This window comes from Bradyrhizobium sp. SSBR45G, assembly GCF_030159255.1.
GTDB lineage: Bacteria > Pseudomonadota > Alphaproteobacteria > Rhizobiales > Xanthobacteraceae > Bradyrhizobium.
On the sequence record NZ_BSCT01000039.1, the window covers coordinates 57,009 to 73,685 of the forward strand.

General features: G+C 67.7%; 13 protein-coding genes. 10 read left to right on the top strand and 3 right to left on the bottom strand.

From position 1 onward, the window contains the following. Positions 1–43: 43 nt before the first annotated feature. Both aroB and QQL87_RS31215 read right to left on the bottom strand, forming a co-directional pair. Positions 44–1,192, bottom strand: a complete 1,149-nt coding sequence (gene aroB, locus QQL87_RS31210) for a 3-dehydroquinate synthase (RefSeq protein WP_284422934.1) — start codon at positions 1,190–1,192, stop codon at positions 44–46. Beyond that, on the bottom strand, positions 1,189–1,854 hold the full coding sequence (locus QQL87_RS31215; protein ID WP_284422933.1) for a shikimate kinase: 666 nt from the start codon (positions 1,852–1,854) through the stop codon (positions 1,189–1,191). The genes aroB and QQL87_RS31215 overlap by 4 nt, the downstream gene beginning before the upstream one ends. 310 nt (positions 1,855–2,164) lie before the next feature. Between QQL87_RS31215 and QQL87_RS31220 the strand changes: the two genes are divergently transcribed. From QQL87_RS31220 to QQL87_RS31255, 8 genes are all read left to right on the top strand, one after another. Next, positions 2,165–2,311 (top strand): histidine kinase, encoded by a 147-nt coding sequence (locus QQL87_RS31220; RefSeq protein WP_284422981.1) that lies wholly within the window; start codon positions 2,165–2,167, stop codon positions 2,309–2,311. Between the two features lie 171 nt (positions 2,312–2,482). Further along, positions 2,483–3,439: a site-specific tyrosine recombinase XerD gene (gene xerD, locus QQL87_RS31225; RefSeq protein WP_284422932.1), complete on the top strand. Its 957-nt coding sequence runs from the start codon at positions 2,483–2,485 to the stop codon at positions 3,437–3,439. Positions 3,440–3,658: 219 nt separating this feature from the next. Then, positions 3,659–4,621, top strand: a complete 963-nt coding sequence (locus tag QQL87_RS31230) for an acetyl-CoA carboxylase carboxyltransferase subunit alpha (RefSeq protein WP_284422931.1) — start codon at positions 3,659–3,661, stop codon at positions 4,619–4,621. 303 nt (positions 4,622–4,924) lie between these two features. Beyond that, positions 4,925–6,406: a L,D-transpeptidase family protein gene (locus QQL87_RS31235; RefSeq protein ID WP_284422930.1), complete on the top strand. Its 1,482-nt coding sequence runs from the start codon at positions 4,925–4,927 to the stop codon at positions 6,404–6,406. A gap of 820 nt (positions 6,407–7,226) precedes the next feature. Next, the gene (locus QQL87_RS31240; protein ID WP_284422929.1) at positions 7,227–7,730 is read left to right on the top strand and encodes a hypothetical protein; all 504 of its coding nucleotides are present in this window, start codon (positions 7,227–7,229) and stop codon (positions 7,728–7,730) included. A 93-nt stretch (positions 7,731–7,823) separates the two neighbouring features. Beyond that, positions 7,824–8,288 carry an Rrf2 family transcriptional regulator gene (locus QQL87_RS31245; protein ID WP_284422928.1) on the top strand — a complete coding sequence of 155 codons (465 nt, stop codon included), beginning with the start codon at positions 7,824–7,826 and terminating at the stop codon, positions 8,286–8,288. Next, positions 8,278–8,985 (top strand): class I SAM-dependent methyltransferase, encoded by a 708-nt coding sequence (locus QQL87_RS31250; RefSeq protein WP_284422927.1) that lies wholly within the window; start codon positions 8,278–8,280, stop codon positions 8,983–8,985. Before QQL87_RS31245 ends, QQL87_RS31250 begins: the two co-directional genes overlap by 11 nt. A gap of 225 nt (positions 8,986–9,210) precedes the next feature. Continuing rightward, a complete protein-coding gene (locus QQL87_RS31255; protein WP_284422926.1) occupies positions 9,211–10,527 on the top strand; it encodes a hypothetical protein in 1,317 nt (438 codons plus the stop codon). A gap of 69 nt (positions 10,528–10,596) precedes the next feature. Here QQL87_RS31255 and QQL87_RS31260 read toward each other — a convergent pair whose 3' ends face one another. Next, entirely contained in the window at positions 10,597–11,487 is an 891-nt protein-coding gene (locus QQL87_RS31260; RefSeq protein ID WP_284422925.1) for a hypothetical protein, read from the bottom strand. Positions 11,488–11,723: 236 nt separating this feature from the next. On the opposite strand from QQL87_RS31260, the gene QQL87_RS31265 reads away from it, so the two are divergent. Together QQL87_RS31265 and QQL87_RS31270 are read left to right on the top strand one after the other, a co-directional pair. Beyond that, positions 11,724–14,123 (top strand): membrane-bound PQQ-dependent dehydrogenase, glucose/quinate/shikimate family, encoded by a 2,400-nt coding sequence (locus QQL87_RS31265; protein WP_284422924.1) that lies wholly within the window; start codon positions 11,724–11,726, stop codon positions 14,121–14,123. Between the two features lie 247 nt (positions 14,124–14,370). Continuing rightward, positions 14,371–16,443, top strand: a complete 2,073-nt coding sequence (locus QQL87_RS31270; RefSeq protein WP_284422980.1) for a putative bifunctional diguanylate cyclase/phosphodiesterase — start codon at positions 14,371–14,373, stop codon at positions 16,441–16,443. The last annotated feature ends 234 nt before the right edge of the window (positions 16,444–16,677 follow it).

The following is a 16,677-nucleotide window of genomic DNA, read 5'->3' on the forward strand; positions in this document are numbered from 1 at the left end:
CGATGATGCGCTCGCACCGCTCAACACGGCGTAAAGGCCGAGATCAGCCGCGGCCTCGCAATTTGATCTGTAGGAAGTCGCGGACCCGCGCCGGATCGACGTCCTTGGCAATGACCGCGCGGCCGATTGCTTCCATCAGGATGAAGGTGAGCTTGCCGCGCTTGACCTTCTTGTCCTGCGCCATCAGGGCCAAAAGCCGGTCGGCGTCGCCGACGCCCTCCTGGGCGAAGCCGGCGATGTCCTGCAGATGGGTCGGCAGCCCGACCGCGGCAAGGTGACGCTCGATGCGTGTGACGTCGTCCGGCGGCAGCATGCCGAGCTCGGCGGAGAACTGCGCCGCCAGCACCATGCCGACCGCAACGCCCTCGCCGTGGAACAGCCGGTCGGAGAAGCCGGTGATGGCCTCCAGCGCGTGGCCGAAGGTGTGGCCGAGATTGAGCAGCGCCCGGTCGCCGGTCTCGCGCTCGTCGCGGGCGACGACCGCCGCCTTGGCGCGGCAGGAGGTCGCGACCGCATGCTCGCGCGCCGCGCCGCCCTTGACGATGTCGGCGTGGTTGGCTTCCAGCCAGGCGAAGAAGCTGGCGTCGCCGAGCAGGCCGTATTTGGCGACCTCGGCATAGCCGGCGCGAAACTGGCGCGGCGACAGCGTATCGAGCACCGCGGTGTCGGCGATCACCAGCACCGGCTGGTGGAAAGCGCCGAGCAGGTTCTTGCCCTGCGGCGAGTTGATCCCCGTTTTGCCGCCGACGGAGGAATCGACCTGCGCCAGCAGCGAGGTCGGCACCTGCACGAAGTCCACGCCGCGGCGCAGGATCGCCGCCGCGAAGCCGGCGAGATCGCCGACCACGCCGCCGCCGAGCGCAACGACCAGATCGTTGCGCTCGATCCTGGCCGCGATCAGCGCCTCGCTGACCTTTTCAAGGCCGGCATAGGTCTTGGACCCCTCGCCCTCCTCGACCACGATGGTCGACGACGGGATCCCCGCCTCCGCCAAGATCGCCTCGGTCGGCTTCAGCCAATGCGCGGCCACGGTGCGGTCGGTAACGATGGCCGTGCGCACGCCCGGCCGCAGCGCCGCGATGCGCTGGCCGAGCGTGGCCAGCACGCCGCGGCCGATGACGATGTCATAGGCGCGCTCGCCCAGCGCGACATCGACGATGATCGGATCGGAATGCTTGAGTGGTGCCGTCATCGGAGTGCGCTCATCGCCTGCACGGAATTGGATGGACCTGGATCGGATTGCGGCGGGGCTGGTTGAGCCTCGGCCACCGACGCGGGCGACAGGAACGCCTGCAGCGCCTCCAGGCAGTCCTCGGCGACCCGGTCGTGCGGCACGTCGCGCGAGAAAATCGTCAGGTCCGCCAGCCGGTAGACCGGCTCACGCTCGGTCAGCAGGCGCGCCACGGTGCCTTCGGGATCGGCCGTCTGCAGCAAGGGGCGGTCGGCGCGGCGCCTGACCCGGCGCATGATCACGTCGGCATCCGCCTTCAACCACAACGAGACCGCCTTCTCATGGATGCGCCGGCGCGTCTCCTCGCGCATGAAGGCGCCGCCGCCGGTCGCCAGCACCGCCGGGCCATTCTCGAGCAGGCGGGCGATGACCCGGGCCTCGCCGTTGCGGAAATAGTCCTCGCCGCGCGATTCGAAGATTTCCGGTATGGTCATGCCGGCCGCAGTCTCGATCTCGGTGTCTGCATCGACGAAAGGCAGCCGCAGCCGCGCCGCGAGCCGCCGGCCCACGGTCGACTTGCCGACCCCCATCATCCCGACCAGCACGATCAGCCGCTTGCCGAGGCCCGCGAGAATCGCGGCCTCCGGAGCGGGGCTGGGTGCGGGTTGGGGCGTATCAGTCATCTCTCGCTTCTAACCCAGGCCCTGCTGCTTTCAAAGGCATCCTGTTCCGCCTCAACCCAACCCGGACGTCATTCCAGGGCGCGCGCAGCGCGAGCCCGGAATCCATACCCACAGGATGGCGAATGAGGCACGCTGGTGATGGCGTCTCGCCCCACGACATCTGCCTGTGGTTATGGATTCCGGGCTCGCCGCGCTGCGCGCGCCGCCCCGGAATGACCAAGCAAGGAGGACAGCGGCGGCGGCCGGGCTTGCCAGCCGGGTGCGAACATGTTGGATGAAACGGTTCCTTTCCTGGTGGCCTGCGCGACCGATGCCCAGCCTGTTCCGCTTCCTGACCGTGATCGCCGTCATCGTCGGCGTGGTCTATGGCGCGATCTACGCGCTGGCGAATTTCGTCAACCCGAAGCCGCGCGAAATCACGGTGTCGATCCCGCCGGACAAGTTCCAGAAGAAATGATCCGGCGCGCCGTCGCGAACTCAAAAGCCACACGGCTTTGATTAAGCTTTTTGCGCTTCTCTGAGACGGCCCGGCGCCGCGATATCGGCCAGATTTGCAGTCACCGCTCACTGTGTCGGCGCGAATAGTTCGGACTGATTCGATCGCCTCGGACGCAGCGGATTTCTCGACATGAAGGTCAAGGCCTCGGACGCCAGGCTGATGAGCCTGTTCCTGGACATGATGGCCGCCGAGCAGGGCGCCGGCCAGAACACGCTGGACGCCTACCGCCGCGACCTGACCGACCTTTCCGAGTTTCTCACCCGCAAGGCCAACAGCTTCGTCACCGCGGACACCCAGGCGCTGCGCGACTATCTCGCCGAGCTCGACACCAGGGGCTTCAAGTCGTCCAGCGTGGCGCGGCGGCTGTCGGCGATGCGGCACCTGTTCCGCTTCCTGCTGAGCGAGCGCATCCGCAGCGACGATCCCGCCGCGATCCTGTCCGGGCCGAAGCGCGGCCGGTCCCTGCCCAAGGTGCTGTCGATCGCCGATGTCGACCGCATGCTGACGCGCGCCAAGGAGCTCTCCGAGGTCGCCGATGCCTCGCCGTCGCAGCGGCTGCGGGCGCTGCGGCTGTATTGCCTGCTGGAGGTGCTCTACGCGACCGGCTTGCGCGTCTCCGAGCTGGTCGCGCTGCCGCGCACGGCGGCGCGCAACGATGCCCGCATGATCGTGGTGCGCGGCAAGGGCAACAAGGAGCGGCTGGTGCCGCTCAACCAGGCCTCGCGCCAGGCGATGGCGGACTATCTGGCGATGCTGGACAGGCAGAAGCCGGAGAAGAAGGCCAGTGCCACCTTCGGCAAATGGCTGTTTCCCTCGTTCGGCGAGAGCGGCCATCTGACCCGGCAGCATTTCGCCCGCGACCTCAAGGAGCTCGCGGTGGCAAGCGGCCTGCCGGCCCGGCTGGTGTCGCCGCACGTGCTGCGTCACGCCTTTGCCAGCCACCTGCTGCACAATGGCGCCGACCTGCGCATCGTCCAGACCCTGCTCGGCCACACCGACATCTCGACCACCCAGATCTACACCCATGTGGTCGAGGAGCGGCTGAAGAGCCTGGTGCGCGACCTGCACCCGCTCGCCGAGACCTGATCCCGTCTCACACGTTCGCGAAACCAAATCCGCGGGCGCGGCGCCCGGCCCGCTTGACTTCGCGCCCGTCTGCCCCGAAAGAGCGCCATCCTGCCCGCAATCCAGGCGTGATGCCGGGAGGCCGGGCACCGATCTCACCCTAAGCTCCTGAAGTCCCTCAACTTCAGGTCCGAAGGCCGAACCGATTTCGTTTCCCAGCGCTCTTCCTTCAGCTCCTCCATGCCGGATCCCATGCGCAGCTACCTCGATTTCGAAAAGCCCGTTGCCGAGCTCGATTCCAAGGTCGATGAACTCCGTGCGATGGCCGCCTCCGGCACCGACATCGGCGAGGAGGTCAGCCGGATCGAAGAGAAGGCGGGCCAGGCGCTGGCCGACCTCTATGCCAATCTGACGCCGTGGCAGAAGACGATGGTCGCGCGCCACCCGCAGCGGCCGCATTTCACCGACTTCGTCAACGGCCTGATCACCGAGTTCACGCCGCTGGCCGGCGACCGCAAGTTCGGCGAGGACGCCGCTTTGCTCGGCGGCTTCGGCCGCTTCCGCGGCGAGCCGATCTGCGTGATGGGCCAGGAAAAGGGCGCCACCACCGAATCCCGCCTCAAGCACAATTTCGGCATGGCCCGCCCGGAAGGCTACCGCAAGGCGGTCCGGCTGATGGAAATGGCCGAGCGCTTCGGCATCCCGGTGCTGTCGCTGGTCGATTCCGCCGGCGCCTATCCCGGCCTCGGTGCCGAGGAGCGCGGCCAGGCCGAGGCGATCGCCCGCTCGACCGACGCCTGCCTGTCGCTGGGCGTGCCGAACGTCGCGATCATCACCGGCGAGGGCGGGTCGGGCGGCGCGATCGCGCTGACCACCGCCAACCGGGTGCTGATGCTGGAGCACGCGATCTACAGCGTGATCTCGCCGGAAGCCGCCTCCTCGATCCTCTGGCGCGACGGCACCAAGGCGCAGGAAGCCGCCAACAACATGAAGATCACCGCCCAGGACATGCTCCGTTTCCACGTCGTCGACACCGTGATCAAGGAGCCGGTCGGCGGCGCCCACCGCGATCCCGCGGCGATGATCGCGGCGACCGGCGAGGCGATCGCCCAGGCCTTCGACGAGCTGAAGGGCCTCGACGGCGACGCCATCCGCAAGCAGCGCCGGCAGAAGTTCATGGAGATCGGCCGCAAGCTCGGCTGAGGCCGCCCGAGGGCTGTCCGGGCGGCCCCGGCCGCTCGCGGTTTTGTGAGTCTTTCCAGCGCTTTGGCCGTATTTCGGCCCCGCCGCCAGCGTCTGTTGTTTAGAACTTGTTGACCACAGGCGCCGGCGCGCTGCGGCACCGCCGCACCGCGGGTTGCGGCGCCGGGGGCCAAAGGGTACAATTTTAATCAATGGTTTGACGGCATGACGCAGGGTCGACCCGTGAATTTTCCAGCTTTCGGGCCGATCTGGTAGGATGAGACTGGGGATTTGCGGCATGCTGGGTTTGCGGGGAGCTCCATCTTGATCAACCGCGCTTTCGTCCGGGTTCTGATGACCTCGGCGGCATTGGCCGCCGGCGCGCTGCTGACCGGTTGCAACAGCGATCAGGTCGCGCTCGCCACCAGTGCCAAGGCCAATCAGCCGGTGCCGCCGAAGCTCGTTGCGACGATCGCCGAGAAGGACATGGACACGCAGTCGCCGATCCTGGTGCGCGTGTTCAAGCAGGAGGCCGAGCTCGAGGTCTGGAAGCAGGACCGCTCCGGCAAGTTCGGGCTGCTGAAGACCTATCCGATCTGCCGCTGGTCGGGTGATCTCGGACCGAAGGTGCGCGAGGGCGACCGCCAGGCGCCGGAGGGCTTCTACTCGATCAATCCGAGCCAGATGAACCCGCAGTCGGCCTATTATCTCTCGTTCAACACCGGCTATCCGAACGCGTTCGACAGGGCTTTGGGCCGCACCGGCTCGCAACTGATGGTGCATGGCGACTGCTCCTCGCGCGGCTGTTTCGCGATGACCGACGAGCAGATCGCCGAGATCTACGCGCTCGGACGCGAGTCCTTCTTCGGCGGCCAGCGCGCCTTCCAGTTCCAGGCCTATCCGTTCCGGATGACGCCGGTGAACATGGCCAGGCACCGCAACAATCCGAACATGCCGTTCTGGCGCATGATCAAGGAAGGCTACGACCAGTTCGAGGTCACCCGGCAGGAGCCGAAGGTCGACTTCTGCGAGAAGAAGTACGTCTTCAACGCCCAGAAGCCGCCCGGCGCGACCCGCGATCCGGTGTTCGACGCCGCGGCGAAGTGCCCGGCCTATGTCGTGCCCGACGAGATCACGACAGCCGTGCGCGAGAAGCAGCAGGCGGACGACGCGGAATACGCCAAGCTCGTCGCCAAGGGCACGCCGGTCGCCAAGCTGAACACCGGCATCGACGGCGGCATGAACCCGATCTTCGCAGCCCGCGTCCCGGGCGCGTCGACCGGCCTGTCGATCCCCGGCGAGGCGCCGGGGCTGTCGCTGGCCAACTTCACGCCGGCCCCGGGCACGATCCCCGGTCATGTCAATCCGCCGCGCGCGCCCACCGACGACGAGATCGCCGCTGCGCCGGCCGAGACAGCTCCGGCGCCGGCCCCGTCCACCCGCGTGGCCGCCGCCAGCGCCCCGGAGAAGCCGAGCTTCATGTCGAGCCTCGCCCGCAAGGTCGGCCTCGGCGGCAACGCGCCGACCGAGACCACGGCGACGACGAAGCCGGCTGAGAGCAGGACGGCCGAGGCGAAGCCCGCCGAGGTCAAGCCCGCACCGAAGCCGGTCGCGGCCAAGCCGGCAGAGACCAAGCCGGCCGACACCAGGCAGGCCACTGCGCGGCCGCCGTTCAAGCCCGCCGCCGGAGACGCCCCCGCGACCACCGCTTCGGCACCCGCCCAGACCCAGACCGCCCTGGTCTCCGGCGCTGCGCCCGTGCTGCAGTCGAATTCGTTCGACAGCCGGTTTGCCGGGTTCAAGTAAGGCGAAAGCGTTCGAACCTGTCGTCCGCCGCGCAGCCGGGCGCGGTCGATTGGATCGCGGACTCCCTACCCCACCGTCATTGCGAGCGCAGCGAAGCAATCCAGAGTCCCACCCGAGCCCTGGATTGCTTCGCTGCGCTCGCAATGACGAAGACATGGCTTCCTGTTCTCGCGGCGCACCGTGCACCCGAGTGTTGCTTGCTCGATCACCCTCTCGAAGCGAGGGTGCAGGGAAGGCCGGGCCTCGACTGAGGCCCGTGGCCCGCCTGCGAAAAAAAGCAGGCGGCAGGTACCACAGGTCCAGCCGGACAGACCCGACCCTCCCTGCGCGATGGCTTTAACGGCTGCTTCGCGTTCTCCCCGGTGCGCCGGGCTTCTGGTCACCGTCACCCACGCGGCGCCCTTGGCGCCAACGCGGGCTTGATACCGGCATCGGGATATCAGGACCACGCGACTTGACCGTGCGGACCAGTGTTGTTCGTCGGCGCGAATGATCACGCTGCAAACCGGCCCGCCCACCACATCCCGCACTCCACGCTTCGTGACGACCGCGCAGCGCCCCTCGTCGATGAGGCGGGACGAGGTGAGAAGACCATGAATTTCCGAAAAAGCGAAGCAGAATATTTTTGCCGGCCTGACTGGACAGCCCAAATCAGCTTGAAGCGACAGGCGAAATCAGTTTTCCAGCGCACGCGGATGTCGACAGAAACGCAGGTCCCGACAACATACGAGGCCATGACCGACGCAACCGAGTCGCCCGGCGGGCAGGCCTTGATGGGCGCACGGAGCAGCGCGACACTCTCGCCATGACATCCTCAGGCATGACTGGAAAGCTCTGCGGCGACTGCACGATGTGCTGCAAGATCATGGCGATCGAGCAGCTCGGAAAGCCGGCGCATGCCTGGTGTCCGCATTGCCAGCCACGGCGCGGCTGCACGATCTATCGCGACCGGCCGGCGGAATGCGCCGCGTTCAGCTGTCTCTGGCTCATGAACGATCTGCTCGACCACGACTGGAAGCCGAGCAAGGCGAGGTTCGTGCTGACGACGTCGGACGACGGCATCGAGGTGCGCTGTGATCCCGGCTATCCGGACGCCTGGCGGCGCGCCCCTTACGAGGCCGAGATCCGCGAATGGGCGCGCTCCGGCGAAGAGCACGATGTCACGGTCATCGTCATCAGCAACCGCGGCGTCGTCCTGATCACGCCGGAGCACGACTTCGATCTCGGCGAGGTCGGCCCCGACGAGCGCATCGTGCGCGAACTCGAAGGCACGCGCGTCGTCGATGCACGCGTTGTGAAAATCGACACTGCCGCAAAAGCGTAACACGCGATGAGTTGCTGCTGGTCTTGGGACACGACCTTCACACTCGGGTTCACCAGGTTGACGGCAGACGCCTCATGTAATACGTAAAGTTACATGAGACCCAACAGCCAGTTGTCCGGTATCCTGCACGTCCTGCTCCACATGGCGGAGCATGACGGTCCGGTCACATCCGAGGCCCTCGCAGCGATGATGCAGACCAATCCGGTCGTGATCCGAAGGATCATGGCGGGCCTCCGGGACAGCGGCTATGTGCGCTCCGAGAAAGGCCATGGCGGCGGCTGGACGCTCGCCTGCGATCTGGCGACCGTCACCTTGCGCGACGTCTACGATTCACTCGGGCGTCCAACGCTGTTCGCCATCGGCCATCGGAGCGACAATCCGGACTGCCTCGTCGAACAGGCGGTCAACGCCGCGCTCGACACTTCCATCCAGGCCGCCGAGACCTTGCTGCTGTCCCGTCTCGGCGCCATCACGCTGGCGGCGCTGAGCGCTGATTTCCACGACCGCCTCGAACGACGGAAGCGACCTCGCAAAGGAGATATTTGTCATGCCGGCTGACATTGCCAGGGGGGCTCAGCAGTTCATGCGCGCGTTTTCCGATCCCGAATTCGTCGCGCGCTACACGGATGGTCCGCGGCGCTTCGTGCCCGGTCTCGACGGGCTGCACCGGATGACGGCGGTCCTGCTGGCCGAGCGGGCGCCCGACGATGCAAGGGTGCTCGTGCTGGGCGCGGGCGGCGGGCTCGAGCTCAACGCATTGGCCGAAGCGCACCCGTCCTGGACCTTCGTCGGTGTCGATCCGGCGCCGCAGATGCTGCGGCTCGCCGAACGTACGCTCGGCGCGCGGATGAGTAGAGTCGAACTGATCGAGGGCACCATCGACGATGCGCCTGCCGGCCCGTTCGACGCGGCGACATGCCTGCTGACGCTGCATTTTCTGGCAGCGCCGGACCGTTTGCGGAACGTGCGCGCCGTGCATGACCGGCTTCGTCCTGGAGCGCCTTTCGTGGTCGCGCATAGCTGCCTGCCCGAGGAGCCGGTCGAGAGGTCGCTGTGGCTGGATCGTTACGCCGCCTATGCCGTGGCGTCCGGCACCGACCCGGAGCAGGCCAGGACGATGCGCACGACCGTCGATGCCAGCGTCAACATGCTCAGCCCCGAGGAGGATGAAGCCATCCTGCGCGACGGCGGCTTTCGCAATGCCCGTCCATTCTTCGCGGCGCTGACGTGGCATGGCTGGATCGGCCACGCCTGAGCGGGACATGGCGCTCGCACAGCTCCCGGCTTCGCCTGCTGCGCCACGGGCCAACGCTTCGGTCGCATCGCAGGCATGGCGCATCACGCGCGCTCATCGTCCCGCGGAATGCGCCGGCCCAGCCAGCTGCAGGCCTGCGTGACGTCGCGCACGGAGCGCGCGGCTGACATCTGCGACAACGGCGCCGTCACCCGAGGCGAGGTGGCGCAACCGAGGAGCAGAGCAATGAGCTTTTGGGATGATATCGGAGATGCAGTCAGTTCCGCCGTCGATGACGTGAAGGACGTCGCGAAGGACGTGGCGGGTGCGGTCGGCGGCGCGGCGTCCGCCGTGGTCCACACGGTCGAGCACGTGGCCGGCGACGCGGCGCATGCCGTCGGCAGCGTGGTGCACGGGCTGGGCGAACTCGGCGGCGAGGCGCTTCATACCGTGGGTGGCGTGGTTCACGCCATCGGCGACGGCGCGGCTGCGATCGGCGGCGGCATCGTTCATACGGTCGAGGATGTCGCGTCGACCGCCGTGCATGTCGGCGGCGATCTGTTCCATACCGGGGTCAACGTGGTCGGCGATCTGGCGTCCGGCGTCAGCGATCTCGCGCACGGCAATCTCGACGGCTTCGTCAACGACGTGAAGCATATCGGCGGCCACATCGTCGACGGCGGGCTCAACGTCGCCGGCGACGTGGCGCATGGCGCGCTCGATGTCGCCGGTGACGTCGTGCACACCGCCGTCGGCCTTGGCGAGGCCGGGCTGGAAGCGGCCGGTGCCGTCGGCCACGGCGCGCTCGACATGGCCGGCACCATCGTCGGCACCGCGGCCGACGTCGGAGCCGATGCGCTCGACGCCGCCGGCGCCGTCATCAAGGGCGGCGTCGAGGCCGGCGTGGCGGTCGCGGACGGCGCGATCGGCGTGGCGACCGACGCCGCCTCCGCGGCTGGCCACCTGATCGGCGGGCCGATCGGCGAGGCGATCTCCGGCGTCGCGCACGGCGTCGATGCGGTCGGCACCGGCATCGTGAACGGCGTCGGCCATTTTGCCGGCGAGGGCGCTGACGGACTGATGCAGACGGCTGGCGACATGACCCAGACGATCGGGCATCAGGTCGCGGCGATCGGCCACGATCTCGGCACGCTGGTCAGCGATCTCAGCCATGGCAATCTTGGCGCCGTGATCAACGACGTGTTCAAGCTGGCGCAGGACGGCCTGCGGAGCGACGGCAGCATCCAGATCGCCCATGCAGGATCTGACGGCAGCCAGGGCAGCATCTGGGACCAGATCGCGCAGGCGATCCACCAGGCTGGCGACAACGGCCATGGCAATCCGGTTTCGGAGATCGGCGTCGCGGTCCCGCTGCACGGCGAAGGCTCGTCGCACAACCCGATCATCGTCGACAATTTCGGCGACCACGGCCATGCGGGCAACACCGGCTTCGTCCCTCCGACCTTCGAGCACGGACCGGTGGCCGCGCACGATGCCCCGCATGTCGATTACAGCCACATCGTCCAGATGGACGACTCGCATCACTTCGCGATGCACGGCTGAGGACAATGACGATGCGCAGCCCGCGGTGCCTGCACCGCGGGTCGCGTCCAACCAGCGTGACGGAAGGCCTCAGCGGAGCGTGGCTGGCCGCTCGATCGCCGCCGGCGCCGTGGCCTGCGCGTGCTTGTTCGGCAGCTGATCATTCATGGCCGACAGCGCACACAGCGCGAGCGAGCCCCAGACCGCGGCGCTGAAATACAGCGACATCCATGCGATCTCCTCCCGCCAATGCGCGATGTCATGGGTGACAGTCCAGCGCGTGGCGGAATCCCGCAGGCCGACCAGCGGGTGCAGCAGCGGCGTGCCGGCGGCGCGCTCGATGCGCCAGCGCTTCACATACATCGGCACATCGACGACGACGAGGAAAGCGAGATAGCAGGCGATGCCGACCAGGCCCGCAATCAGCAGCCAGCGCACCACGCCGTCGAACTCCGGCAGCAGGCGGCCGAGACCAATGCCGACGAACAGGAAGGCCACCGCCCACAGCGAGTTCTCGATCGCGTTGTAGAGGAAGTTCTTGGTCACGACCGCGTACCAGGAGCAGATCTCGGCCACCACGATCAGGGGCACGATGATGCGGGCCATGTTGATCGCGGTCTCGGCATCGGCGATCGCGCCGAGCTGGGCGAGGATGATGGCCCATTGCGCCGCAAAGGCGATCTCGGCGATGGTCGCGACGCTGCGGCCGACGAAGATGCTCGACAGCCAGCTATCGACCAGGCAGATGCGCTGCACGTCGGCGCGCGGCAGCACCGAGCGGAAGGCGCAGCCGAACACATAGGCGCCCGACAGCACCAGCATCGAGCCGGTCTCGGAGGATGGGCCGAGCGCGCCGCTGCCGCCGCCGTTGAGCTGGCGGTACAGGATGAACCAGAATGCAATGTTGGCGAGGCTGACCAGGGTCAGCATCGCCCACCACAGGGCGACCGGGTTCGACAAGGCTCGCGACTGCGCACGCATCCGGCACTCCAATTTTCATGTGAACGACATGCGATCGTAGTAATTCCGTCATGGAGCGGCAACCCGTCCCGCCCCCTTGGGTGCGCAAAAGGCCGTGTCCCGTGCGGCCGTCAGACGAGCACTCTGCGAGCGCGAGCGAGAAGGCGGCGGCAAGGAACTTCCGACCCGCCGCGCCGTTCATGACGCGGCTGCGGCGCCTCGCCGCACCTTCGTCATCGTCAGCCTGGAGCCGCGCCATGGCCACAGCCCGCCATCTGCAGCGTCCGCCGCTGCTGACGTTCACCGCCATCATCGTCGGCCTGATGGGCGTGGCGCTGCTGGGCGGCGGCGCCTGGCTCGCCATGATCGGCGGCTCGTTCTACTACATCATTGCCGGCGCCGCGCTGCTCGGCACGGCGTGGCTGCTGTGGCAGCGGCGCGCCGCGGCGCTGTGGCTCTACGCGGCGCTGCTCCTGGGCACGATGATCTGGGCGATCTGGGAAGCCGGGTTGGACTTCTGGTCGCTGGCGCCGCGCGGCGACGTGCTGGCGCCGCTCGGCGTCTGGCTGCTGCTGCCGTTCATTACCAAGCATCTCGCCGGCGACAGGCGCTCGGCGCGCTGGGGCCTGGTTGCGGTGCTCGCGGTTGCCGTCGTCGTACTCGGCGCGGCGCTGCGCGGCGACCGCTTCGGGCTCGATGGCACGCTGCCGCAGACATCAGCCGCGACCGTGGGCGCCGACACAGCGCCGGCGGCGGCGCAGGCCGACTGGACCGCCTATGGCGCCAGCAATTTCGGCACCCGGTTTTCGAGCCTGAAGCAGATCACCGCGGACAATGTGAAGAACCTCCAGCTCGCCTGGGAATTCCAGACCGGCGACCACAAGGGATCCGACGATCCCGACGAATTCACCAACGAGGTGACGCCACTCAAGATCGGCGAGACACTCTACACCTGTTCGCCGCACCAGATCGTGTTCGCGCTCGATGCCGCCACCGGCAAGCTGCGCTGGACGTTCGACCCGAAGATCGAGCACCACAAGAATTTTCAGCACATGACCTGCCGCGGCGTCGCCTATCATGAGACGAAGCCCGGCGCGGTGGACATCGCCGGCGCGGCGGCCCCTCGCGACTGCGCCAGGCGCATCTTCCTGCCGACCAATGACGGCCGGCTGTTTGCGCTCGACGCCGACAGCGGCAAGCCCTGCGATGGCTTTGGCGATCACGGCCAGATCGATCTGAAAGCGGGCAACGAGATCACCACGCTCGGCTTCTACGAAGGCACCTCGCCGCCGGTCGCGACCGACAAGGTGGTGATCATGGCCGGCGCCGTGATCGACAACTACTCCAACAAGGTGCCGTCCGGCGCGATCCGCGGCTTCGACGTCTACACCGGCAAGCTGTTGTGGGCATTCGATCCCGGCAATCCCGATCCCAACGAGATGCCGTCGGCGAGCCATCATTTCACGCCGGGCTCGCCCAACGGCTGGAGCGTCGGCGCCGCCGACGAGGCGCTCGGCCTCGTCTACACCCCGCTCGGCTCGAGCTCGCCCGATATCTGGGCCGGCAACCGCAGCGCCGACAACGAGCGCTATGATTCGGCGCTGGTGGCGCTCGACATCGCCACCGGCAAATTGCGCTGGTCGTTCCAGAACGTGCACCATGATCTCTGGGACATGGACATGCCGTCGCAGCCGAGCCTCGTGGACATGCCCGGCAAGGACGGCGTCGTGCCGGCGATCTACGTGCCGGCCAAGACCGGCAACATCTTCGTGCTCGACCGCCGCGACGGCCACTTGTTAGTCCCCGCGCCCGAAAAACCGGTGCCGCAGGGTGCGGCGCCCGGCGACCGGCTGTCGCCGACGCAGCCGTTCTCCGAATTGAGCTTCCGTCCGCGCAAGGAGCTTTCGGGCGCGCAGATGTGGGGCGCGACGATGTTCGATCAGCTGGCGTGCCGGATCATGTTCAAGCGGCTGCGCTACGAGGGTCCGTTCACGCCGCCGTCCGAGCAGGGCACGCTGGTGTTTCCCGGCGATTTCGGCATGTTCGAATGGGGCGGCATCGCCGTCGATCCGATCCGCAGAATCGCGATCGCCAATCCGCAATCGATCCCGTTCGTGTCGCGGCTGGTGCCGCGCGGCAAGGACAATCCGGCAGAGCCGAACGCGCAGCATCCGCCGGGCACAGAGCTCGGCGTGCAGCCGATGTACGGTACGCCCTACGGCGTCTCTCTCGGCATCTTCCTGTCGCCGCTCGGCATCCCCTGCATGGCGCCGCCCTGGGGCAGCATGGCCGCGATCGACCTGACGACCAACCAGATCGTCTGGCAGCATCGCGTCGGCACCATCCGTGACCAGGCGCCGGTCCCGCTGCCGTTCAAGCTCGGCGTGCCGATGCTCGGTGGCCCGATGGTCACCGCGGGCGGCGTCGCCTTCCTGACCGGCACGATGGACGACTACATCCGCGCCTTCGACGTCGCCAACGGGCAGATGCTGTGGCAGGATCGGCTGCCCGCCGGCGGCCAGTCGACGCCGATGACTTATGAGGCCGGCGGCAGGCAATATGTCGTCACCGTCGACGGCGGCCATGGCTCGTTCGGCACCAAGCTCGGCGACTACGTCCGCGCCTACGCATTGCCGGCGACTGCCGCACAGCGCTGACACGCGCAGGTTCCAGCTCCGCACAGAGTGACGGGCCTCGTTGGTCCTTTCCTCACGATATCCAGGGTTCCACGCGGCCATCCAGCACCGCAGGCCCGCGTCTTAATCTCCGGCTTCCCAACCTCGTGCATGACTCAATGCGGGCAGAACGACTGCCCGCATTGACGCTTCGCTAACCGCGATTCTTCCGCGCCAGAACGCGGCGCAACGCGGCCCGTAGCTTGCCCATGTCGAGGGTTCATTGCCGATGTTGACGATCCTGTCCTGCCTGCCTGCCGATCACGATCTGCGCTACGTCGCCGCCGCGCTGCTCGTCTGCGTGCTCGGCTCCATCCTGTCGATGCGGCTGCTGGCGCGGGTCCGGCGCAACACCGGCCTCAGGCGCTACCATCTGCTGTTCCTGGCCGGCCTCGTGGCCGGCGGCACGGTCTGGACCACGCATTTCGCCGCGATCCTCGGCTATGACGCACCGGGACACCGCTCGTTCGAGCCGGGGATGACTTTCGCCTCGCTCGGCCTTGCCGTCGTCTTTTCCTGGCTCGGCTTCTTCATCACGACACGCACCCAGCGCGGGCTGGCGATCGAGGCGGGCGGCGCCGTGTTCGGCTTCGGCATCGCCGCCATGCACTACACCGGCATGAGCGCGCTCAAGCTCGACGGCGTGCTGAGCTGGAACCGGCCGCTGGTGTGGCTCTCCATCGTGCTCGCCGTGGGCTTCGGGGCCGTGGCCGCCAACCGCATCGCGCGTCCCGTGACGCGCTTCTGCAAATATGGCAGCTCGCTCGCCATGGTGCTGGCGATCCTCAGCCTGCACTTCACCGGCATGTTCGCGCTGACCCTGGCGCCGATGGCCGCCAGCGCGGTGCCGGAGCCGTCGCTCTCGGACAGCCTGATGCTGGTCACGGTGATCACCGGCATCGGCCTCATCATGACGATGGCCGCCTCGGCCTACATGATCGACATGCAGGCGACCCAGGAAGCGGTCGAGGGCTATCGGCAGCTGGCGCTGCAGGATCCGCTGACCGGCCTGCCGAACCGCAGCGGTCTGGGCCAGCGGCTGGCGCCGCTGCTGACCGACGGCGACGAGACCGCGCATCTGGTCGTGCTGGCGATCGACCTCGACCGCTTCAAGGACATCAACGACGCCCACGGCCATGCCGCCGGCGACGCGGTGCTGAAGGCGATCGCGCAGCGCATCACCGCGACCCTGCAGCGAGGCGAATTCCTGGCGCGGATCGGCGGCGACGAGTTCGTCGCCGTCAAGAGCGAGATCTTCGTCCGCACCGAAGCGGCGAAATTCGCCGAGCGCGTGCGCGCATTGGTGCTCGCCCCGGTCGAATGGGACCAACGCAGCCTCTCGGTCGGCTGCAGCATCGGCATCGCGCTGCATCCCGACCATGGCCTCACCGCAGACGAGCTGTGCGCCCGCGCCGACCTCGCGATGTACCGCGCCAAGAGCCTCGGCCAGGGCAAGATCTGCACCTACGAGCCGTCGATGGACGAGGCCAGCCGCAGGCGCGCCGAGCTCGCGATCGACCTCAAGCGCGCGCTGGTCCGCAACGAGTTCGAGCTGCACTACCAGGTGCAGAACGACACGCAGAGCGGCGAGATCATCGGCTTCGAGGCGCTGCTGCGCTGGAACCATCCGGAGAAGGGCCGCGTGCCGCCGAACGACTTCATCCCGATGGCCGAGCAGACCGGGCTGATCATCGACATCGGCGACTGGGTGCTGCGCACGGCCTGCGCCACCGCGGCGAGCTGGAGCCAGCCGTTCAAGGTCGCCGTCAACGTCGCGCCGATGCAGCTGAACCACGATCTGCCGAGGCGCGTCGCCGAGGTGCTGCGCGAGACCGGGCTTGCACCGGAGCGGCTGGAGATCGAGCTGACCGAGACCGGCATCATCGCCGACCGCCAGCACGCGCTGCAGGTGATGCAGGCGCTGAAGGCGATCGGCGTCACCGTGGCGATGGACGATTTCGGCACCGGTTATTCGTCGCTGTCGACACTGCAGGTGTTTCCATTCGACAAGATCAAGGTCGACAAGAGCTTCATCCAGTCGGTCGAGACCAGCGTGCATGCCGCCGCGATCGTCAAGGCGACGCTGCTGCTCGGGCGCAGCCTGAACATCCCGGTGCTGGCCGAAGGCGTCGAGACCGAGCGGCACCTCGCCTTCCTGCGCGAGCAGGGCTGCGACAGCGTGCAGGGATTCCTGTTCGGCAAGCCGATGACACGCGAGGCAATCAGCCGGATGATCCACGACGTGTCGACCGTGCAGGCGGCGGCACCGAGCAAGCCGGGGAAGAGCGCCGCGGCCGCGTGAGCGCAGGCGTCGTGCTGGCGATTCCTTGCAGCTCGATGCAAGAACCAGTCGCCGATGCAGGGCCCACCCTCTCCTGGAGGGGGAAGGTCGCCTCACGGGGCGCGAAGCGACCGAGAGGCGGGGTGGGGTGATCTCTCCTCTGGCACCGGTGCGTGTGGAGAGATGCCCCCCCCCCCCCCCCCCCCCGCGGGGGGGGGGGGCCCCCCCCCCCAATGCCCCGCCAGACAAAAAAAA